Origin of the sequence: Enterococcus sp. DIV0210g (genome assembly GCF_050559705.1) — a bacterium.
Lineage (GTDB): Bacteria > Bacillota > Bacilli > Lactobacillales > Enterococcaceae > Enterococcus_B > Enterococcus_B faecalis_A.
Genome location: NZ_CP187903.1, coordinates 482,648 through 505,706, shown reverse-complemented (window position 1 = coordinate 505,706; position 23,059 = coordinate 482,648). Strand labels below are relative to the sequence as shown.

Sequence of the window (23,059 nt, the reverse complement as noted above, 5' to 3'; positions counted from 1 at the left end):
AAAGTTAAAAAACTATCACAAACAGAGAATAAAATCATTATGTTTCTCATTTATTCTGTGATTTTTCTAGGATATATACCTGCTTCTCTAATAAATCTCGAAGATTTTAACGAGCGTGAACCTTTTGTTTGAGGGACGCATAAATATAAACGATTTCTGGCCCTTGTCATTGCTACATAGAACAGGCGGCGTTCTTCTTCGATCGTTGTGACTGGTTCGCTTTTAATCGTTTCTGCCGGCACCGCTGCTCTTTCCATCACGCCGCTGTGCGGAATATTTCCTTCATTACAACCAATCAAGAAAACATTTCGGTAACTTAGGCCTTTACTTTTATGGATACTTTGGATGCAAAGCGCATCTAGTTTTCCTTGATGATACGCAATCAAGCGTGTTTTTAATTGTTTCGCTTCGCTTTGGATCTGTTTTTCCATTTTTTGCAGTTTATGGAAAGTCGGATGTTTTTCGATTTCTTCCATCAACCAGCCTGATTCGCTTTTATCCAGCTCTTTTGTCACTCTAGGCAATTGTATAAAATATTGGAATAACGGTTTTATTTTGTACCCCGGATGCTCTGATTTTTCTAGTTCCTTGAGCATGCCATTTAGCAAGTTTTCTTTGTCTTTAAGCGCAGGATTTTTCTTGCTGATATAAGAAGCTGGATTTTCAGATTGTTTTCCATAGAAAAATTGATCAATATCCTTTTTCTTCAAATAACAATTGGCAAAAAACGTACGTAACAATTGACGATAGGCATCTCTTTTTTTCTTTTCTGTATCAGCTTTCAGCCAAGCAGACCAACGCTCATAGAAAATGCGGAAGACTTTGAGCCCAAAGACTCCTTCATACGTAGTATCTGCTTCCACAACAAATGGGATTTCTGTAGTTAATAGTTGCTGGATAAGCTGTTGGGTTTGCGAAAAGGATCGATACAAAATGATGGTTTCTTTATATTTTCCTTTTTTCCGCAAAAACGAACGAACTTGCTGGATGATCCAGCGGCTCTCTGCTTGTGTATCAGGAAAATACAATGCTTCTGTAATGCCTTTTTCTGCTTGTGCCGGCACCATTGATTTTTCGATGCGCTCATTCTTATTGTGTTTGATTAGTCGATTCGCACTTTGGACGATACTTGCTCTTGAACGATAATTTGTCAATAAGAACAGTGTCTCAGTCGGAAACTCTTGGTCAAAATTTTTGATATATGCAGGTTCTGAACCTCTGAAACTGTAAATACTTTGATCATCATCACCTACAACGATCAGTTTGATCTTTGTATCCTTCACCAAGCGTTTAACGATCCCCCATTGCAAAGGATTGGTATCTTGAAACTCATCAATAAATAAATAATCGTATTTTTCACCGATAAACTGCTGGATCTCTTTTATCTCCAAAGCATTTTTCAAGTTCTTCAACACATCATTGAAATCTGTCAGACGCTCCGATTCTTTGATTTGTTCTAACTCATCCAGCAGCAAATGCAGCCTTTGGGAGATAGGTTGTGCCGCATTTTTTTCGATCGAATCAAATTTTTCTCTTACTAACTCTACGATTTCTTCGTGAGATAAATCCATATTTTGCCAATAATCAAGGCGTGAGGCAATGGTTTTTTCGCCGAATTGATCAAATACAAAAAGATTATATTTTCGGATCAGCTGCTGCAAATACCCAGACAGCCGCTGACTGCTTTCTTTTCCAAAATCTCCGATGCTTCTGACTGATTCTGGAAAATGATGGCTGATTTCTTTATATAGACGGAAAAAAATGCTGTGAAAAGTACCTATATGTACGTCTGTTTTTCTTTGACTAAAGTTATCTACTCTTTTTTTCAGTTCATTTGCTGCATTTCTCGTAAAGGTGATCATCAAGATCCGTTGTTCTGCTACTTGTTTTTCTTTCATCAAATAAACAGCTTTGGCACAAATCGTTTGCGTCTTCCCGCTTCCAGCGCCCGCAATGATCCGCAGATTTTTCTCCATATCATAAATGATGGCTTCTCTCTGTTCCTGATTAAAGCGATTATAGGAACGTTTTTCCATATGGTCGAAAAACAGTTGATCAGATGTCCCTTTTTCTTCTTTTGTTTCGTCAATAAGTCCGGGGGCTTCCCCGTAAGCTGCTTCGTAACTAGCAATGATCTCTTCTTGCAGACGGAAGATCTGCTGCAATTTTTGATATTTTTGTTTCCAGCTTTTGACTTCTTTTTCTAGCTGACGAATTTTGGTTTCTTCCAGCTGATTGATTGTACTCCCATCCTTCTGTATGTTTTCTCTGTGTTTTGGTTTTCTTAATAGTAACAAAACTTGACCTAAAAATGAAATGAATGTTTTTATTTATTTGTTCGTTCAGAAAATATACAGTTTATTTTCAAAAAATGTGCTAATATTACTATGTAAATTAGAGATGAAGGTGATGAAATATGAAGTCTTCCTTCCATGAAAAACGGAATATCGGACTTTTATTAACATTTATCGGTGGTGCAATCGATAGTTATACGTATATCCATTATGATGCATTTGCTTCTGCACAGACAGGCAACATCATTCTGACGATCATCCAAGCGTTTGATGGAAAATGGCTCAGCGTAGGTACAAAAGTCTTGTCTACCTGCTTTTTTGTCTTAGGGATCTTGCTGACAAAATTTTTGATCGATTATTTCAAAAAGAAAGAACAGCATTCTTGGCGTTTGTTTGTCCTTTATTTTGAAGCAATTGTCTTTTTCCTGATTGGTTTGGCACCGTTGAATGTCCATCCTGCATTGGTGACGATCTTGATTGCTTTTACAGCTGCTGTTCAATGGGTATCTTTTGATAAAATCAACGGACGTGTGTATACGAATGTATTTACGACAGGAAATCTAAAAGGTGTAGCAACAAATTTTTACGATTATATGACCACAAAAAAACAAAGTGCTTTCGATGAATTCATCCATTATTTGTTAGTAGTCCTTGCGTTTATTTTTGGGGCTGCGGCTTCTGTTTTTTGCTATCATTTGTTTGCAGCGAAGGCGATCTTCATGGTCTCTATCCTGCTTTTCCTGCTTGCTTGTTTCGAAACATTCAAAATTTGGTACTTTTATCATGAGTCAGGAATAAAAAGATCATAATTGCAAAAAGATGCGTCCAGGATCGTTTACTGGCCGCATCTTTTTTATCTCTCTTTTTTTATGCATGTACTGCTCGCGATTTTTTTACAATAAGCTGCCAATGCAACTGATGTGCTGTTTCCTCATTCGATGAACAACAATTTGTCACGCGGATCATCACACTATTTTCATAGATTTTTTCGATTTTTCCTTCTACCGGTTTTTCAAACAAATCTGATTCAAAAGCTAACGTTTCTCCGATTTCAAATACGTATCCATTTTCCATCGTGCGCTCCTCCGATCCTGTTTTCTAAGTCACTAACTTTTTACCATAAAAAACGGGCTTTGGACAAAAAATGTCTTAAAAAGCAGTTTTGGCATCAAAACTGTTCAACTTGCTCACCTGTTATGTGTCAATTATGTTAAATTTCTTCGTTTTTGAGCTCAAAACGTCTTTTTATGATGTAAAAAGAATCTTTTTTTATTTTTAGCATAAACTAGATAGTGGAGGTAATCATAAATGAAAGAAAAGTTTGTAAACAAGATCATGTCCATCCTTTTTGATACAGAAACATCACCGGAAGATCTGAAGTATATCCAAGTAAAATTTGCGATCGATGTACTGATAAACAATGTTTTGAAACTGGCAGTCGTTTTTCTGTTTGCTCTCGTCACTCACTCATTGTATGAAACAGGAATTACTTTTCTTTCATACATTTGTATACGACGTTATGCTTATGGACTGCATTCTGATTCAGAATTTGCTTGTCTTATCTGGACCATCGCATATCTCTGGGGCCTTCCTTTAGGCTTCAAATTACTGGATATCCAAATCCCTTTTTTCTTGATGTGTCTGATTTTGGCAGTCTGCTTTGGCTTGCTGCTGCGCTATGGATCAAAAGGTACAGCATTAAATCCCATTGAACCCGAAAAACGTCCACCCTTACTGAAAAAAGCGATTGGTATGTTTGTCTTGTTTGCAGTAGTTAGTCTATTCTTTTCTTCTTATGACTTCGCTACTTATTTAATACTAGGGATTGTCTTAGAAATATGTATGTTACTTCCAAGTGTAAATACATTAATGAATTTTAGGAGGATTTCACATGAAAAAAGTAATCATTAACCAACTTTCAAGCCTTTCAGATTTCTTTGTTTCAGGCTGCTGCTTTGGTATCATGTCAGAGTTCAAAATCCCTGAGAAATTAAAAAAATAAGCTCTTAGATATGCTATAATTGGGAAAAATCAATGGGAGCTGTACTTTATGTTTTTATGGCCTATAGCCTTACAATATCTCGTCTATACATCTAATATTCTGTTTATTGACAATGAAATAAAACATAAGCGGATTTTTTTAATTACTACGTTGCTATTCAGTATCGTCTCAGGATACATGTATTCACTGATTGACATTTTTACAACCTTTTTTGTTATTGGAGTGCTTGCAATTACTTTCTTGATTTTTTCAAAAGAGAAAAATCAACTTCTGTATGCTTTTCCTTACGGTATTCTAGCTTCTTTGCTAGGAGATCATCTTGCAAGCTTTGTTGACTTTTTTATTAAAAACACTGCCGTTATAAAACCAGGCGATTCTCTACAATATTTACATTTGTTTATTGCAACGACACTTTCTTTTAGTTTGTCATTAGGATTCCGATTCTGCATGAAGAACTTTTTCCGTGAAATTGATCGTTATATTCTAGGAATTGTTGGTAACGGTATTGTATTCACTTATTACGTCATAATTTTTTATACACGTTTTTCCGGCGAAACTCCCCAAACGCTGAAAGTGAACACAGGATTTTTCATTTTTTACCTTGTGATCGGTCTTTTCATTTTGTTTTATTACCGAAAAATCACCAACAAAAAATTAGCAGATGAATTATTAGAACAGCAAGTTCGACTACAAAGCGAATATATCAAAGATCTTGAGAAAAACTATCAAGAACTTCGCGAATTCAAACATGATTATCAGAACTTGCTGTTTTCATTAACTAGTTATATAGAAGAAAGAGATTTAGACGGTTTGAAAAAGTATTATGATGAGCAAATATTGCCGACAAGAAAGATGTTGAATCTTTTTCCTGCTAACCTCAGTGTTTTAGACAAAATGGAAAGCCCTGAATTACGCAGTTTACTTTCGCTGAAGCTGATGATTGCACAGGAAAAGGGCTTGCATGTCCATATCGATTTCCCAGAAACAGTTTCCTTGAACAAAAAACACACCGTAAATCTTGTTCGTATGATCGGCATCATTTTAGACAATGCCATCGAAGGTGCAGAGATCACGAAAAAGAAAACCATCGAACTATCTATTTTGAAAAAGAACAACTTTATTTTATTCCGGGTAGCAAATTCGACTTTAAACGAACTACCACTAAACGTCTTGAAACAAAAAGGATTCTCAACGAAAAATAAAAACCAGAATGATGGTCTCGGACTCTTCATTTTGGATGAACTTATCAACAGCAGCAATCATTTATTTTTAGAAACGACGATTGAGAATCAGCGTTTTATCCAGACGATCCACATCCAGCTTACATAGAAGGAGAAGAATAATGATTCCCATATATATTTGTGAAGACGATCAGAGACAATTAGAGATTCTAAACGCAGTGATCAAAAACCGGATCATGATCGAAAAATTGGATAGTTATGTTCATTGCGCGACCTCGGATCCTTTAGAATTATTGGAAGCGGCAAAAGTACGTACTTCTTCTTTCGGCATCTACTTTTTGGATATCGAATTAGAAGGCAGCGACTTCAACGGAATCATTCTTGGTAAAAAGATTCGCGAACTTGATCCATTAGGCAAGATTATTTATGTAACTTCACATAACGATCTTTCATTGACGATTTTAAAAAGCAACATTGAGCCTACAGACTATATCTTAAAGGAAGATATTTTTGACCTAAAAGAAAATGTAGAACAATTACTCAGCAAGATCTTTTTGGATTTCCGAACATCTGAACCTCAAAAAGACATCTTCAAAGTAGAGTTCAATGATGAGATCAAATTTCTGCCAGTCAAAGATATCCAATACTTTTCAACAGCTTCCGGTACTCCTCATAAATTAGAGGTCCACCTTACGCATGCGCAAATGCAGTTTTATGAAAAGATCAAAGATGTTGAAAAACAGCACGCAGATTTCGTTCGCTGTCACAAATCTTATGTCATCAACAGCCAAAATATCCGTTCAATCAATAAACGGGCTCGTGAAGTGACCTTGAATAACGGTGAAGTCATTCCGGTTTCCATTCGAGGATTAAAAAAATTGATCTGAATCATCGAAGAGCAGAACTCCAGCAAACAAATCAGATTTGTTTGCTGGAGTTCTTTTATTTTTGTACATTTGAAAGAATTTAGTTTCCTCGCGACGTCCGGCTTTCTTTTTTCAAATGCTTCTGTTTATAATTGAAACTAGAAAGAAAAGGAGGATTATTGTGGAAAAGAAACAATCGAAGCTTATTCGGTTTCTGGGAGGTAAAACGTCTTATTATATTTTAGGGCTGCTTATTTTAAGTGCATTTGCTATTTTTTTATTTCATCGGATATCATTTATTTTTAAACCTTTTTGGGTAATTTTTGCAACAACAATGCCGCCTCTTTTATTTACTTTGATTATTTATTACTTACTAGACCCCATTATTACAAGGATGAGTAAAAAAATGTCGCGGAGTATCGCGCTTGTTATTGTTTATTGTGTGATTCTTACCGTCCTTGGCTTTGCCGGTGTCTTGGTCTATCCCATACTCCAGAAGCAAGCAGAAGACTTGATCCAACAGTTTCCAAAGGTCGTTAATGACGTCCAAGTACAGCTGCAGCAGTTTGCTGTGGATACACCTTTTGCAGACTCTTTGAACCAAATTTCTCACTCTATTGACCAGGCAACAAAAAACCTGTCTGCTTTCATTGGTGATTATTGGCAAAGCGGTGCTGAAAAAATCAGCAATATTTTTTCAGCGATCACGACCACTTTCATTACGTTATTTACAGGTCCGATCATTGCTTTCTTTTTATTGAAAGATCCGCGTAAATTTTATCAGACGACTTTGGATATCGTTCCGCCAGCTTTTCGGGAAGACTTTCGTTCATTGGTTAGAATTGCTAATCGCCAGCTTGGAGGTTTCATAAAAGGACAGATTATTGCATCACTGCTTTTAGGTGCGATTTACTGGGGGATTTTCTTGCTTATTGGACTTAAGTTTGCAAGTATCTTAGCGATCGCTGCGGGGATTTTGTGCATTGTTCCTTATATCGGTCCATTTGTCGCCTTTTTCCCTGGGCTGTTTATTGCATTCCAAGATTCAACTTTTATGGCTGTAAAATTCGTTATTGTCTGGTTTGCTGTCCAGCTGCTGCATGGCGACTTGATTATTCCTAAAGTAATGGGAAACAGATTGAACATCCATCCAATCACGATTTTGATTATTTTATTGGTAATGGGGGACTTGTTAGGACTAGTTGGTGTGATTTTTGGTATTCCATTCTATACCTTGGTCAAATTGCTGGTCGTTTATCTCTTCCGTAAGTTCAAACAAAGATATAACCGTTATTACGGAGACAAAGGAACTTATGACAAATCTGCTTTCTCAGAGGAAGATTATTTCGAATAATCTTCTCTAAAAACTTGTTTTAGCTGCATAAAAAAGACTGATCACTATGCGGATCAGTCTTTTTTGATGATTCTAAAAATCTGTTCTATTTACTTTCTACTTTGCTTTCCGGTACAAAGCAATTACTTGGTAAGGCTGTAATGTTGTCTGTTCTTGAATTTCGGGATCAGAATAATTACTTATCAAGATTTCTGAGTCTAAAAATCTTTCTGGTACTTCAAGTTCTGTTTCTTTATCATAAAAATTAGCTGCAACCAATAGTTCTTCGTCTTCAAGTGTACGAATATAACTATAGATTTGAGGGTGTTCTGGCGCATACGGTTTATACTCGCCTTCAGCAATCAATCGCTTTTCTTTACGAAGCTGGATCAGCTCTTGGTAATAAGCAAAAATACCATCTGCTGTTTCATTTTCAACATTGATTTCTTTGAAGGAAGCCCCTGCTTTCAGCCAAGGAGTACCGGATGTAAACCCAGCATTTTCCTCCGCTGTCCATTGCATAGGTGTCCGGGAATTATCTCTGGATTTCTTGGTGATTTGTTTGAAAGCTTCTTCTTCGCCGGCTCCTTCAGCTATCAGCATCTGATAAGCATTTAAACATTCCACGTCGACATAATCATCGATCGAAGTATAGGCTGGATCGATCATCCCGATTTCTTCTCCCATATAAATATATGGTGTTCCACGATTTAAATGAATGACTGAAGCAAGCATTTTTGCGCCTTCTTCGCGATAATTTTCGACATCGACGAAACGATTCAAGGCACGAGGCTGATCATGGTTATTCCAAAATAAAGCATTCCAGCCATCTTCTTCACTCATTTTTTCTCCCCATGAATGGAAGAGACGTTTCAGCTCTTTAAAATCAAATGGGATAGTGGCCCATTTCTTGCCATTTTCATAATCCACTTTTAAGTGATGGAAATTGAACGTCATCGTCAATTCTTTTCGCTTAGGATTTGTATACAAGACACAGTTTTCGATGGTCGTTGAACTCATTTCACCAACTGTGATGATTTCAGGATCATTGCCAAATGTTTCTTGATTGAGCATTTTTAAGTATTCATGCGTGATTGGTTTGTCTGTATATTCTGCTTTTCCTTCATTTACTGGATTGTCTTTAAGAACTTCATCTTTTCCAATAACATTGATCACATCGAAGCGGAATCCCTTGACTCCTTTTGTCATCCAAAAGCGAACGACTTTATATAACTCTTCTCTAACTGCTGGATTTCGCCAATTAAGATCTGCTTGTGTATCATCATATAGACACAAGTAATATTTTCCAGTGTGTCCAAATGGTGCCCAAGCACTGCCGCCGAATTTTGAGATCCAATCTGTGGGTTCATCACGCAGGATAAAGAAATCTTGATAATAAGTATCTCCTGCAAGTGCTTTTTGGAACCAAGGATGTTCTGTCGATACATGATTCAGTACCATATCTAACATAAATTCAATACCATGTTCTTTTCCTTCAGCCACTAGTTCTTCAAAGTCTTCCATTGTTCCAAACATCGGATCGACTGCTGTGTAATTTGAAATATCATAACCATTATCTTTTTGCGGGCTGGGATAGATTGGATTCAACCAGACCATATCAACACCTAATTTTTCTAAATAAGGCAATTTTTCTTTGATTCCTTGTAAATCCCCGATTCCGTCGCCATTTGTATCTTTATAAGACTTAGGATAAATTTGATAGATTACTTTTTCTTTAAAAGTCATTTTCCCGCTCCTTTGCCATTTGTAACTTATATATACAAGTTGCATTTTCTTTTATTATAGCGAAAAAAAGCTTCTTTGTATACCGCTTACACCATTTTCCTAAAAGTTCTTGTACACCCCAAAATAAAAAAGAAGCTGCGACAGTAGTCAAACAGCTTCTTCTTAAACTCTATTCGTTCGATTTCAGCGCATCGATCATGTTGATGTGCTTCAATTTGAAATGGGTAACGATCATAACGATGACTGTGAAAAGGATGGTCAAACTTGCAGACAGAACATAAGCTTGCCAGCTGATGACTAATGGGAAGATAACATTTTCCATTGATGCCTGCTGCAAGATGAACTCAGTCAGGACATAGCCGACACCTGCTCCGCCAATGATTCCTAAAATCGTGAAAATGATGTTTTCACGAACGATATACATCGTTACTTCTTTGTCAAAGAAACCTAATACTTTGATTGTGGATAGTTCTCGCACACGTTCAGAAATATTGATATTCGTCAGATTATAAAGCACGATGAATGCCAATAAACCAGACAATACCACAAAAATCAACACGACGACATCTAGATTGGCCATCGAATCTTCCTGAACTTCGATTTGTTTAGAGATAAAGGAAGTATTCGACACTTCTTTTGTATCAAGAAATGCTTTAGACAAGTTTTCTTCTTCTTTTTTAGACATTTTTTCTGTTTTGACTAAAAAGGCATTTGGAGAATACTCTTTATCTGATGCTTGCTGATATGCATTTTTCGATAGGTAGATAAAGTTTCCTAGATAGTTTCGAACGATGTGTTTGATCGTTACTTCTATCTTGTTTTGATCTGTATCATATAAAGTAATCTTGTCTCCATTTTTCACTTCAAAGGTATCAGCGATTTTTTCAGTGATTACTGCTCCATCTTCTGGCAGATCGACAGCCGTTCCCTTCAAATCTTCTAAGTGGACATAGTTTGCGAAATCTTGACTGTCTTCTGGTACAAACATCGTGACATTTTGTGACGGAATTCCCGATTTCCTAAGTTCCATCGTTTGGCTTTCTGTCGTTAGCCAGCTCGTTACGTCTTTTTGATCAGAAAGCGTGTCTTCGATTTTCTGATTATCCGCATCTTCATTCGCAGTAACGATTGCTTGATAATCAGTGATTGGTCCAAATTGTTTGTCTCCAACGGCACTTAAAGAATCTTTCAGTCCGACACCAGCGACCATCAGACCAGCACAGCCTGCAATACCGACGATTGCCATGAACATTCTGGATTTATAGCGGAACAAGTTGCGATAGCTGATTTTCTGATTGAAACTCAATCTTGACCATAATGGTTTTATATATTCCAAAAGAATTCTTTTCCCTGGTTTTGGTGCTTTAGGTTGTAAAAGTGTCGCTGGACGTTCCCGTAATTCTTTCAGCAAAACAATCAATGCCGAACCAAATGTTGCTGCAAGAAAAGCTGCGGAAGCTTGAGCAATCGGCACCCAATCATAAAAAATCCGTGCTTCACCCACATCATATTGGGCACTGGAAAGTTCAAAAATGATTCTTGGCAGCAAGTTCGTTCCTAAAACTACACCAAATCCAACACCTAAAATAGAAGCCAACAACGCGTAGATAATGTACTTTGTAGAAATCTCCAATTTGGTATAGCCTAATGCTTTCAGCATCCCAATCTCACTACGGTTTTCTTCCACCATTCGTGTCATTGTCGTAAAAGTGATCAATGCAGCAATAAAGAAAAAGAATAATGGGAAAACATTCGCAATGGCTGCAATTCGATCCGCTAAATCACCAAATTCTTGGAAACCGACATTTTCCGAGCGTTGACGATACAAGTAAGAAGGCTCTGGCAGTTCGGCGATTTTTTGTTCCTGAGCAGCAATCTCTTCTTTCGCTGCATTCAGCTCTGCTTCTTGCTGATCTAAAGAAGCAGTTATCGATGGATCAAGTTGTGCAAAAGCGGCACTTTGCGCTCTTGCTTGTTCTAATTGTTCTTTGCCGTCTGCAACTTTCTGTTTCTCGCCAGAAAGTGCATCTTCTGCTGTACTTTTCAGTTCTGCTAAACGTTCTTCAGGACGATTTTCGAATTTCTTTTCGACCAGATCTTGTTTGTCGTCCATTTTTTCTTGGTAACTGTCACTGTATACTGTTTCTGAATCCATTTCTCCAAAGCTTAAATATAGGATCGAGTAATTTTCAGAAGTAAAGTTTTCTTTAGGGATATAAGCAAAATAATCAACTGAACCATTCCCGATATTCGTGTATCCTCGTTCCAGTTTATTGATGAACAGCGGTGACCGGACAAAGCCTGAGATCGTATACTTTGTCACATCAAGCATATCTTCTTTGACTTGATACTCATCCCCGATTTTATATCCAGCTGATTTTGCTTTTTCATCTAAAATGATTTGATTTTTATCTTTCGGAAAATGCCCTTCTGTCAGTGTCAGCTGGTTTTGTTTTCCTTGTGCATCATAAGAAAACACTTGGACGACTTCATTTTTATTTGCATCTGCATAATAGAATTGATAGCCGGGTTCTGCCTCGGCACCTGGCACTTCTTCTGCGAGATCGATATCTTTTTGTGATAGACCAGCTGTTGAAATGATTTGCAGATCAGATAGATGTTGCTGCGTGACATAATGATCCATTGTCTTTTGCATAACAGGACCAGCTGTTTTTACACCAACATATAATAGTGTACCTAATAAAACAATCATTATTATCGCGATAAATCGGCCTTTTGATTGCTTTATTTCTCTAAAACTAGCTTTGAGATAGGTTTTGTTTTTCATTTTTCTGTCCTCCTACCATACGATATCATCGATTGATTGAGGATGTTCATTCCGCTCGATCTGGCGTACTTTTGCATCATTGATATGGATCACTCGATCTGCGATAGGTGCCAGCGCCGAATTGTGGGTGATGATCAAAACGGTATTTCCATGATCTCTGCTTGCGCTCTGAAGTAATTTGAGTACTTGTTTTCCTGTTTCAAAATCCAGTGCTCCTGTAGGTTCGTCGCACAATAGTAATTTGGGATTTTTAGCAAGGGCACGAGCGATGGATACTCGCTGCTGTTCGCCGCCAGAAAGTTGTGCGGGGAAATTATTTAAACGATGCGAAAGCCCTACTTGCGTCAAGACTTCTACAGGATCTAAAGCATCTGGTGCGACTTCTGTGGCTAATTCTACGTTTTCTTTTGCTGTCAAATTAGGAACTAAGTTATAAAATTGAAAAACAAACCCGACATCCGTTCGTCGATAAGCTGTAAGCTTTTTGTCTGAAAAAGCGGCGATATCTACCCCATCTATAATGATTTCGCCTTCATCAGGTGTATCCATTCCCCCTAATATATTTAAGACAGTTGATTTGCCTGCGCCGCTGGGACCTAAGATGATCACTAATTCTCCTTCTTCAATCGAAAAAGATAAGTCATCGTTTGCCGTGATGATTGTTTCACCCATTTTATATCGTTTTGATACATGATTGACTTCTACATAATTCATTGATTTACGCTGTCAAAATCAGAGAACTGGCAATGTTCAGCAAAGTCCTTTACCAAACTTCCGCTTGATTTGCTGCCTGATTTCGACATTGCGGTTCCCTCCCTTATTCCTCTATATCCAGAATCAGCAGGATGATCTGCTCACTCTTTTTATCCAAATTTTTATTATTAATCAGATAAATTCCGCTTTCATACCTATTCTACCAATAAAAAAGGCAATCAGCTAGGTGTAGAAAGAATTGACAAAAAAGAAAAGAAGGCATAAATTTACACTGTCTCTAAAAAATCGTGTATAAAAATAACTGAAAGAAGGCTTTTTTTATGTCCAAAAATACTTTAGATTTGCACAAAACAGCATTTGTCCCTATCGACATGCAAAAAGGAATTTTAAACGGTACCCTCGTTCCTTATCCTGTAGAAAGTGTTCTTGAAAAAAACAATCAGCTCGCTGCAGCTTTAAAAAACACACCCGCTTTGCTTGCACTAGTTAATGTAGATGTCCAAACCTTCCATTTGATAGGTTCAAACAAAGAACAAACCATGCATTCTCCAATGCAAGTCCCAGCAGACTTCACAACGTTTGCTTTACCTATCGCTTCTGATCCTGAAGCTGAAAATGTCGTTGAGATCACTAAATATAACCCAAGTGCTTTTTATGGCACTTCTCTTGATCTGCAGCTTCGTCGACGAGGGATCGATACATTGATCTTGACTGGCGTAGCTACAGCAAACGGGGTTTACGCTACTGCTTTAGATGCCTATCAACGCGGATACAATTTGATTCTTGTCGAAGATGCGTGCGGCGATCGTGATGAAGAACTGCATCGCGTGTTTTTCCAAAAACTTTTCCCAAAAATCGCTGATATCCGAACAACCGCAGAACTATTGACGATTTTCGATTCAGAATAAATTTACTATTTTTTCTTTTTTTTCCAAATGAGAGAAATAATTGTACAAAAAAGGTACGGATATTTTTTGTGAAATAATGGATCCTCTGGTACAATTTAGGCAGGCATGCGTATTTTATATAAAATCCGTATCCTTTCCCCCATTTAACTAATAAGAACTATTTTCTGAACAAAATACGAAAAAGGACTAGATAATCATGAAAACAAACAAAACACTGCGACTTTTAGCCGCTTCTTGGTTGATTGCGCCGACTATCTTAGCCGCGCATCCTGTTTTTGCTGATGATCAAACGTCTCAAAGTTCTGATGTAGGAGCAATTGCTAGTTCTTCTGCTGAAGCGACGACAGATACAACGTCTTCGTCTTCCTCAGAAAGTACAGGCGATACTGCGGCAACGACAGATTCATCGCAAACGCCCGAAGCAGTACACACATTGTTCATCGATTCAGAACTTGCGAGCAAGGTCCAGTTCAAAACAGCAGACGGACAACTTCTTGATGTATCTTCTGGTTCACTAAGCGGATTAGCTGAAGGAACGAAGATCACTTATACGATCCAACCATCAGAAGGTGAACAAATCGTTTCTGTTGAGATCACTGGTGCTGACTTATTCAGCCCAGAAGCAGATCAACTGAGCGGGACATTCACTATCGGCAAGCAAGACGCGACTTTTACAGCCGTCTTCCAAACGATTGACTCAAGTACAGATTCTTCAACTGAAGATACGACGACGGATTCTTCAACGGATGAGACAACTGATTCATCCACAGATTCGTCAACGACGCCGTCAACAGATGAAACAACCGATTCAACTACTACTCCTGAAAATGGAAACCAAGGAAACAACAATAACAATACGAACAACAATGGTTCAGGTTCTTCGACATCTGGCGGAAACAATAACCGTCCGTCGGGTAACAATCAGCAAAATAATTCAAGCAATTCGTCAACAACGAATCGGCCAAATCGCCCTGCTTCTGGATCAAACACAGCCAACTCGTCAAACAACCCAAGACCAGCTTCTGATCCGTTAGCTGTGGCTGGGACAGATTCCTCACAGTTTGTTACGAAGACACCTGTTGATGCTGCCCTTCCTACGAATACGACAGCTGTCCAAAGAGCCATCGTAGAGGAAGCGTTCAAACATATTGGTGCGCCATATGTTTGGGGAGCAAGAGGACCATCAAGTTTTGACTGTTCTGGTTTGACCCAATTCGTCTATCTGAAAGCAACGGGACATAACATCGGCGCTTGGACAGGCGAACAGCAATATGCTGGGACCCAAATCCCTGTCAGCCAAGCACAACCTGGAGATTTACTTTTCTGGGGACCATCTACCGGCGTTACTCACCACGTAGCGATTTATATTGGCGGCGGCAGATTTATCCATGCTCCGCAACCAAATGATTCAGTTCGTGTCACATCGATCTCAGATTTCACGCCTGATTTTGCTGTGCGCGTGAACATCAGTGGTTTGCCAACAGCATCTGGTTCTTTGACTCCCGGAGGTTCTTCAGTCTTAGACGGCTTGAACCAATTCCAATTTTCAAGAAATCAGACAACGGATCAATTTTTGGAAAAAATATCCGGTTTTGCTCAAGAAATTGGTCAGCGGGAAGGTCTCTATGCTTCTGTGATGTTAGCACAAGCAATTTTGGAGAGCGGATCAGGGAATAGTTTGTTGTCAAGAGAACCAAATCATAATCTATTCGGTATCAAGGGAAGTTTTGAAGGCAGCAGTGTCTCTTTCAATACACTTGAACAGGATTTACAAGGCAACAGCTACCAAATCCGTGCTCAATTCCGAAAATATCCAAGTTACAAAGAGAGCTTAGATGATTATGCTGATTTGCTTAAAAATGGTATTTCCGGCAATAAAGATTTCTACAAACCTGCTTGGAAATCTGAAGCAGCAACCTATCGTGAAGCGACAGCTCACTTACAAGGTCGTTATGCCACAGACAGACAATATGCTCAAAAATTAAATGCGATCATCGAAGCGTATGATCTTACACAATACGATGAGCCAAAAGAAGAGACTAATCAGGGAACAAGACAAAACACAAGACAGGATACAAGAACCTTTACTGCTCCTGTTCGCTGGTCAAGTCAACAAAGATTGAACGATCGAACAAGTCCTTTTGCTATTCGACGTACATCTGCTTCTTCTTTCTTATCTGGTTTCGCAGGATTCAAGATTGCGACTGTTTGGGATATTTTCTATCACTTTTCAGCCAATCAAATCCCGCCGCGCAGCCAGGTTTTAACTACTACCACTGAACAATTGCCGATTTTAGGTACGATTTTGGCAAACAGCTGGTGGAAATCCAACTTGTAAGATAAACCAGCGTTTCAATAAAAAGGACTAAGGCGTTATGCCTTAGTCCTTTTTATTTGTGGAGCCGATCGTTGTTTTCGTTTTATCGTACAGCTTCCGGCTCTTCTATTTTTTGCGTGCCGCTTCCAATATGCGCAACATAGAAGTCAGGCGCATAGCCGATCGTTTTGACATATTCATCATAAACGTTATTCTTGAATGTCGGGATTTGTTTTTCTTCGACTAAAGCAATAGCGCAGCCGCCAAATCCTGCCCCAGTCATTCGGGCGCCTAGAACACCTGGTTGTTTTTGTGCCGATTCTACTAACGTATCTAATTCGATTCCTGTCACTTCATAATCATGCTGCAAGGACGTATGGGAGGCATTCAGCAGCTGACCGAAGTAGTCTAAGTCCCCACCTGCTAATGCTTTTTTTGCTTTTAATGTGCGCTGGTTTTCTGTCACTGCATGTTTTGCGCGTTTGATCAGTGTTTCATCTCCGATAAGTGATTCGTTTTCAGCGAATTGTTCTTCTGACAATTCGCCTAAAGAATTGATGGACAATTTTTCCTGTAATCTTTTCAGCGCTTCTTCACACTCGCTTCTTCGCTCATTGTATTTTGAATCTGCAAGCTCACGGCGTTTGTTCGTATTCATGATGACTACAGCGTAATTGCCTAATTGTGTAGGGACCATTTCATATTTTAATGTATTGGTATCTAATAAGATGGCTTGATCTTTTTCGCCAAAACCGATGGCAAATTGATCCATGATCCCTGAATTGACACCAATAAATTCATTTTCGACTTTTTTACCTAATTTTACTAACTCTAAACGATCGATGGGCAATTCAAATAGAGATTCTAAAACAACCCCAACCAGCAATTCCAAAGAAGCACTGCTGGAAAGTCCTGCACCATTCGGGATCGTCCCTTCAACTAAAAGATCAAACCCTCTAGGAATAGAATAACCAGCTTCTGTGACCTTCCAAATCATGCCTTTGACATAATTTGCCCAGCCTGCATGTTTATCATAAGAAAGATCATCGAGTGAAAAACTGATGACACCCGCTTCTTCAAAATTGGTCGAATAAACAAAGACTTTATTATCCTCTCGCGGTGCAGCTACACCAAATGTACCGTAAGTGATTGCTGCCGGAAAAACATGTCCGCCATTATAATCGGTATGTTCTCCAATCAAATTGATTCGTCCGGGAGAAAAATATTGAGTCGTTTCTTTCGGACCAAATATTTCTGCAAATTTTGTATTTAATTCACGACTTCTTTTCATTGTACTTCCCTCATTTGCTTAAAATTTTAAACTCTGTTACCCATTCTCGCGCATGCCCAGCTGGCAAAAAGATATTGCCAAAGCTGCCGAATTGTTCTGAACCTGGTGCTTCTTGCGTCTCAAAAGTGATACCGCCATGATTTACCAGTTTTTTTCCTTTCATTTTTGGACCATTTTCGCCAAAATTCGCTGTGAAGATCACCGCACACGAAGCATTTGTTGAGACTTTGATTGCTGCTTTTTCATCTGGACTAGTCAAGGTTGCTACAGGAAGAAAATGACCATTGTTTTTTAGGAAAAATGGATGATCGATGCCATCTACCATTTGTGATTGTTGAAACTCACTTTCGAAGACCGTCTTCAATTTTTTCGGTTCCTGAAAATCAAATGGTGTTTGTTCAACTGCACAAATCTCACCTGTTGGGATCATGTCTTCTTTTAACTTAGCAAACAGGTCACTATCTACTTGCAATGTGTGTTCATCAATTGGTTCGTCCACATTTCCTGACAAATTGAAATACACATGATTAGTCGGATTGAACAATGTATCTTGGTCGCTAATACCGCGAGTAGTCACACGCCAAACATCATCATTTGTCAATGTATAGCGAACTTCTGCATCTAGATTTCCTGGAAAACCGTTTTCTTGGTCTGGACTAGTCAATGAAAAAATGACTGAAGCTTCATTTTTGCCGATGACTGTTGTGTAGGCCCATTTTTTTGTATCAAAACCATTATTTCCGTGTAATGTATGACCAGTTTTCGGATCCGTATCTGCTTGACAGCTTTTACCATTGATCACAAAACGTCCTTCTTTGATTCTTCCAGCTACACGGCCGATCGATGCACCGATGTAAGGATCTTTTTCTTGATATTCTTCCGCTTGGTCAAACCCTAAAATCAATTCGCGCGGCTCCCCATCAATTAAAACAGTCAAGCGAACGATCCTGGCACCAAAATCAGATACTGCAAGTGTTGTTTTGTTGTCATTTTCGATCGTCAGCAAGTGACAACCGCCGCCAAAGTCTTGTTTATCGATTTTCATCCATTTTCCTCCTAAATTTCGCTGATAAGTACGGACTCTTCTTCCTCAACACCTAATTTGGTTTCTAATTTGGTTTCTAATTCTGCTACGATTTTCGCATGTTTCTTTTCAGTCAGTGTGATTTTCCAAGCAAAGATTGCAGCTGAGAAAATCATCAATGCTGCAGGAGCATAAAATGCATATGCTTTAAATGTCGCGATTCCTTGCATCGTGATATCCGAAGCGGTTGCTTTACCTGTCATTCCTGAAGCGACAGCGATAAAACCAACGATCCCATTTGATAAGGCGCCGGCGATTTTATCTAAAAGCGGACGAATCGAAAGGGTCACAGCTTCGTTGCGGATCCCATTTTTCCATTGGCCATATTCTACTGAATCGGTAATCGTCATCAGTGCAGAAAGGAAAATAAGCTGTTGCGGGAAATAAAAGAGAACCAAACCAATAATAACTAACACCAAATTTGTTCCTGAAATAGTAAACAATACATAAGATAAGATCATCAAAGCTAGTCCGCCAAGATAAACATAACGTCGGGAAATCAGTCTTGTTAAAACTGGAAACAGTGGAACAGCGATCAAACCTAAGATTGCTGCTACTAATCCGACGACCCAATAAATGGCTTGTTGATCCAGCACATATTTGAAGAAATAAAATAAAACAGCAGTCGTTGCTACATTTGCAATTGCATAAGCGACATAAGCCAAAGAAAGCCACATCAGCTGGTCGTTTTGCCCAATTGCTTTAAACACTTCTTTGATTCCGCTTTTTTCGGTTTGCTGACGGATAACGCTATCATTTTCTTTTGTCCCAAAAGCAGTCAAGATTGCTGTACCGCCAGAAATAACCGCCGCGATGACCCCAAACCAGAACCAGCCAGATGCTCCTTGTGTATGTGAACCAGTCACTAAATACGTAAAAAGCGTAACGATTGGAACAACGATCAATGTCGTACCATTTGCACCAAGTGAAGAACCGAAACGAGCGAAAGTAGCTAATGTTTCACGTTCTTTTGTCTCTGTACTCAAAGCTGGGATCATTGACCAAAAAGCGATATCTTTGAATGAATAAAAACTATCAAGCAATATAAAAACGATTGCAAAAACAAAAATAAAGACGGTTGGATTAGCTGTCGATAGACCGAAAAAATTACTGAAAAGAAAAATCAGCAAAACAGAACTGGTTATCCCGCCAATCACTAACCACGGTTTGAACTTGCCATATTTCGATCGCGTATTATCGATGATTCCTCCGATGATTGGATCAAAAAAGATTTCAACTAAACGAATCCCTACGACTAAACTTGTCACAACACCGATCATTTTAGCTGTTGTTGCTTTATCTGCACCTGCAAATAAAGAACTGGTAACGAAAATCATAAAATAAGTGCTTAACGTGACATAAAACGTATCATGTCCAAACGCGCCTAAAGCATACGACACTCGTTGTTTCATTTTCTCATTCATTTTATTGCTAGCCCCTTTTCATTTATTTTAACAAATAAAGCGCTTTAATTTGTCATATAAAGAAATTTTTCATACATTTATCTTAACAAGTAATCGCTTACTTTCCATCAGCCGAATGTGACGACTATTTAACTTTTTGTTGCATTTATCAAAAGAAACTACTAGATTGTTAATTAAAGGGGGAATGCAGGTGGAACAAGCTTTATTTTTAAAAAAAGAACAACATTTTCTATCTAATGACCTGGTCTTCGATTTTTGCGGCATCTCTAAAACATTGCCTTTCCATTCATTTGGCCCGGCGATCCGCCATAATTACATCGTCCACATCGTTTTAGACGGCAAAGGAACGTATCATGTTCGTGATCAGCAATATACGTTGAAAAAAGGCGATATTTTCTTGATACGTCCTGGTGAATCCACGTTTTACCGCTCAGATGTCGAAATGCCCTGGGTCTATGCCTGGATTTCATTTAGCGGAGACACAGCAAAAAAAATCATTGCCCACACGCCTTTTAAAGAAGAAAATTATACAATTATTTCAGAAGATATCCAAAAATATACCGATGTGATTTTAGAGTGTTTTGATTACGCTGCTGATACATTGGCGAATGAACTAAAATTGACAGAGCTGCTGTATCGATTTCTTCGATTACTTTTAGCAGATAACGGTGTGATTCCCAGTCCAAATAAAAAAAAGCTGTCACAGTTGTCGTTGGAAACGATCGAATTTATTCGTGAACATTATACTGAAGATATCACTGTTCAAGAAATCGCTGATCATTTATCGGTCAATCGGAGTCACCTTTCTCGTGTGTTCCATGAAAATCTAGGGATGTCTGTCAAAGAGTATCTGTTGGGTATCCGAATCAACCGAGCTGCGTTCCTGCTTTCGATGACAAATGAAACGGTAGAAGCAATCGCTTATCAAGCCGGCTTTCATAGTTTGATCGTTTTCAGCCGCATGTTCAAGAAAAAAACTGGTGAGACACCTACCGATTATCGAAAACGTGCAAAAAAAGAAGAATACGAAAATCTTTCGCTGCAGCACATTTTGAAGCAGCTGGAACATCAAGAAATCGTTTCACGAGCAACATAAAAAAACCGCGACGGCCGGTATCCGTCGCGGTTCTCTCTAAACGGTGTTCTCAAAGCTGACTCTCGGCATTAAGCTTTTATCAGCTGAAATATGGAAAGCCATTTCTGCTGATAAAAGAGTCTTAATGCTGTGAAGCACGAAGAACGAAGGGATTCAATGTCGAATAGTACCTACTTGGTGCTCGAGTCATAACGCTTTGCTCACGACCTCTTTTTCAATACGATTCCCGTGTAGATCCACGTTGTTAAAATATAGTAAAACAGATATAGAACAAAGAAAATCGTAAATGGTATCCAAAGATCATAGTATGGGTTGCTCATCAATAGTTTGAACATATTCAAACCAAATAGTACATGGACCACACCCAAGATTCCTGGTGCTAAGAATAACACACCGATTTCTCTTCGGATCGATTGTTTCAACAAATGTTGGCGCGTCCCGATTTTTTCAAGCATTTCGTAACGGACTGTGTCGCTGTTTGCACCTGACAAGATTTTGAACATCAGGCAGCTTGCCAGCATTGTCAAGAAAGCAAGACCTAGGAAGAAGCCCATGAACTCAAGTCCTGAGAATATCCCATTAAACATTTCATATGCATCGTATTTTTGTGTCACTGCATATTCTCTTCCTTTGTAGGATGGGTTATTTTCTACATTTAGATTTACTAATTTCTCGATTGGTTCTAAAGAAGCTGCGAAATCTTTTACTTTGATCAATTGAAGTTGTGAATCTGGTAAAGCAAGTTGGTCAAATTCTGCTTTTGAGACAACTTTGATTTCTTTTGTCTCTTGTTCTGGTAATAGATATTGTCGCAATTCATCTTGCATACTTACATCTGCTGCTAACTTATCTGCAGGTATCTTTTCAAATGTATAGCTTCGTTTTTCAATGTTCTTTGATTTGAACATATATAACGGTTTTTCTTCAAATTGCTGAATGTTGAAATAAATCGTTGAATCATTTTCTTTTTGGTCATAGACTGCACTGAATGTTGGATCTGCTTTATCTACTTTAGATTGATCTACTTTTTGTGCATTATTTAAATAAACATCATATGGAGACACTGATCTTGTAAATTCTGCAATCTCATTTCTGAACCCTAGACCAACAGTCAAGGCGCCTAATGCAAGAGCGAAAAGCATTGCGACCATTGACAACATCTGTGTATATTCACGCATGCGGAAAGTCAATTGAGAAATCGTGAAATTGTTCAATTTGCGCATTGAGATGCTTTCAGATTTTTTCAACAATGAAAGACAGAAGATAATAACTGAATGGAAAACAAGATATGTTCCCAATACGATAGTGATCAAAGCAATAACGATACCCATCAACTGGAATTTACCTAATTCTGTCATTACATAATAACCAATACCTAAAAATACAACACCGAAGATGACTTCAAGTGCAAAAGAAAGTTTGTTTTGTTTCACTTCTGCTGGTGTTTGATTGGCACGTAAAAGAGTCAAAATCGGTTTTTTTACGATCGATACAGCATTGACAATAGCAGCAAGCAAGAACAAAAGAACAAAAAATACGATTGTATAAATCAACCCATGAACACTGAGCGGTGAAAAATGAGTGATTTTCAAATTTAACTGTTCGACTAGCAAACTGTTAACGATCGTGGTTAATCCAATACCAACTGCTGATCCGACAAGAGTCGCAATTGATCCCACAACAAATGTTTCGGTAAAGATCATTTGAGCAATTTTACTTCCTTTTGCTCCTAATGTCATAAACATCGCATAGTCTTTCTGACGCATCATCATCAGAAATGAATTGGCATACAGTACATATACAAAGGTGATGATTCCTAATAATACAGAGCCTAAACGAAAAATCAATACAGTGGATGCAACGGTCGAATTACTTTTAAGAAAAGCTTCATTGCTCGCCATTGATTCGAACATGTAAAAGATTGCTGAAGCCATAACTAGTCCAGAAAACAGTACGATATAATCACGCATTCTGCCTTTGATACCAGTAAGTGATAATTTCCATAACATGCTTTT

Annotated in this window: 18 protein-coding genes; 9 read left to right on the top strand and 9 right to left on the bottom strand. The window is 38.3% G+C overall.

What is annotated here, in order from left to right; all coding sequences use genetic code 11:
- Positions 1–50: 50 nt before the first annotated feature.
- A complete protein-coding gene (locus IGI64_RS02500) occupies positions 51–2,231 on the bottom strand; it encodes an ATP-dependent helicase (RefSeq protein WP_429940742.1) in 2,181 nt (726 codons plus the stop codon).
- A gap of 185 nt (positions 2,232–2,416) precedes the next feature.
- Here IGI64_RS02500 and IGI64_RS02495 point away from each other — a divergent pair, with 185 nt between their 5' ends.
- Entirely contained in the window at positions 2,417–3,103 is a 687-nt protein-coding gene (locus IGI64_RS02495) for a YoaK family protein (RefSeq protein WP_016624569.1), read from the top strand.
- Between the two features lie 58 nt (positions 3,104–3,161).
- Here the strand turns inward: IGI64_RS02495 and IGI64_RS02490 are convergent, their stop codons facing one another.
- Entirely contained in the window at positions 3,162–3,368 is a 207-nt protein-coding gene (locus tag IGI64_RS02490; protein ID WP_430596473.1) for a hypothetical protein, read from the bottom strand.
- Between the two features lie 234 nt (positions 3,369–3,602).
- Here IGI64_RS02490 and IGI64_RS02485 point away from each other — a divergent pair, with 234 nt between their 5' ends.
- From IGI64_RS02485 to IGI64_RS02465, 5 genes are all read left to right on the top strand, one after another.
- Positions 3,603–4,205 (top strand): accessory gene regulator B family protein, encoded by a 603-nt coding sequence (locus IGI64_RS02485; protein WP_429939380.1) that lies wholly within the window; start codon positions 3,603–3,605, stop codon positions 4,203–4,205.
- The gene (locus IGI64_RS02480; protein WP_080120487.1) at positions 4,186–4,296 is read left to right on the top strand and encodes an AgrD family cyclic lactone autoinducer peptide; all 111 of its coding nucleotides are present in this window, start codon (positions 4,186–4,188) and stop codon (positions 4,294–4,296) included. The genes IGI64_RS02485 and IGI64_RS02480 overlap by 20 nt, the downstream gene beginning before the upstream one ends.
- Before the next feature lie 48 nt (positions 4,297–4,344).
- Positions 4,345–5,625 carry a sensor histidine kinase gene (locus tag IGI64_RS02475; protein WP_016624566.1) on the top strand — a complete coding sequence of 427 codons (1,281 nt, stop codon included), beginning with the start codon at positions 4,345–4,347 and terminating at the stop codon, positions 5,623–5,625.
- Positions 5,626–5,638: 13 nt separating this feature from the next.
- Positions 5,639–6,364, top strand: coding sequence for a LytR/AlgR family response regulator transcription factor (locus IGI64_RS02470; RefSeq protein ID WP_016624565.1), 726 nt, complete (start codon positions 5,639–5,641; stop codon positions 6,362–6,364).
- A 115-nt stretch (positions 6,365–6,479) separates the two neighbouring features.
- Entirely contained in the window at positions 6,480–7,697 is a 1,218-nt protein-coding gene (locus tag IGI64_RS02465; protein WP_429939379.1) for an AI-2E family transporter, read from the top strand.
- Positions 7,698–7,793: 96 nt separating this feature from the next.
- Here IGI64_RS02465 and treC read toward each other — a convergent pair whose 3' ends face one another.
- From treC to IGI64_RS02450, 3 genes are all read right to left on the bottom strand, one after another.
- Entirely contained in the window at positions 7,794–9,422 is a 1,629-nt protein-coding gene (gene treC, locus IGI64_RS02460; protein WP_429939378.1) for an alpha,alpha-phosphotrehalase, read from the bottom strand.
- Between the two features lie 169 nt (positions 9,423–9,591).
- Positions 9,592–12,210, bottom strand: coding sequence for an FtsX-like permease family protein (locus tag IGI64_RS02455; RefSeq protein WP_429939377.1), 2,619 nt, complete (start codon positions 12,208–12,210; stop codon positions 9,592–9,594).
- Between the two features lie 12 nt (positions 12,211–12,222).
- Positions 12,223–12,924: an ABC transporter ATP-binding protein gene (locus IGI64_RS02450; protein WP_429939376.1), complete on the bottom strand. Its 702-nt coding sequence runs from the start codon at positions 12,922–12,924 to the stop codon at positions 12,223–12,225.
- Positions 12,925–13,244: 320 nt separating this feature from the next.
- Here IGI64_RS02450 and IGI64_RS02445 point away from each other — a divergent pair, with 320 nt between their 5' ends.
- The gene (locus IGI64_RS02445) at positions 13,245–13,832 is read left to right on the top strand and encodes an isochorismatase family protein (RefSeq protein WP_429939375.1); all 588 of its coding nucleotides are present in this window, start codon (positions 13,245–13,247) and stop codon (positions 13,830–13,832) included.
- A gap of 196 nt (positions 13,833–14,028) precedes the next feature.
- A complete protein-coding gene (locus IGI64_RS02440) occupies positions 14,029–16,170 on the top strand; it encodes a glucosaminidase domain-containing protein (protein WP_429939374.1) in 2,142 nt (713 codons plus the stop codon).
- A gap of 82 nt (positions 16,171–16,252) precedes the next feature.
- On the opposite strand, the gene IGI64_RS02435 is transcribed toward IGI64_RS02440, so the two are convergent.
- From IGI64_RS02435 to IGI64_RS02425, 3 genes are read right to left on the bottom strand one after another with little or no spacing between them, the layout of a single operon-like run.
- Complete coding sequence (locus tag IGI64_RS02435; protein WP_429939373.1) at positions 16,253–17,440, bottom strand: galactokinase; 1,188 nt, start codon at positions 17,438–17,440, stop codon at positions 16,253–16,255.
- Positions 17,441–17,450: 10 nt separating this feature from the next.
- Complete coding sequence (locus IGI64_RS02430) at positions 17,451–18,485, bottom strand: aldose epimerase family protein (protein ID WP_429939372.1); 1,035 nt, start codon at positions 18,483–18,485, stop codon at positions 17,451–17,453.
- Positions 18,486–18,496: 11 nt separating this feature from the next.
- On the bottom strand, positions 18,497–19,948 hold the full coding sequence (locus IGI64_RS02425; protein ID WP_429939371.1) for a glycoside-pentoside-hexuronide (GPH):cation symporter: 1,452 nt from the start codon (positions 19,946–19,948) through the stop codon (positions 18,497–18,499).
- 190 nt (positions 19,949–20,138) lie between these two features.
- Here IGI64_RS02425 and IGI64_RS02420 point away from each other — a divergent pair, with 190 nt between their 5' ends.
- Positions 20,139–21,044 carry an AraC family ligand binding domain-containing protein gene (locus IGI64_RS02420; protein ID WP_429939370.1) on the top strand — a complete coding sequence of 302 codons (906 nt, stop codon included), beginning with the start codon at positions 20,139–20,141 and terminating at the stop codon, positions 21,042–21,044.
- A 200-nt stretch (positions 21,045–21,244) separates the two neighbouring features.
- Here IGI64_RS02420 and IGI64_RS02415 read toward each other — a convergent pair whose 3' ends face one another.
- Positions 21,245–23,053 (bottom strand): ABC transporter permease, encoded by a 1,809-nt coding sequence (locus tag IGI64_RS02415; protein WP_016624553.1) that lies wholly within the window; start codon positions 23,051–23,053, stop codon positions 21,245–21,247.
- Positions 23,054–23,059: the final 6 nt, after the last annotated feature.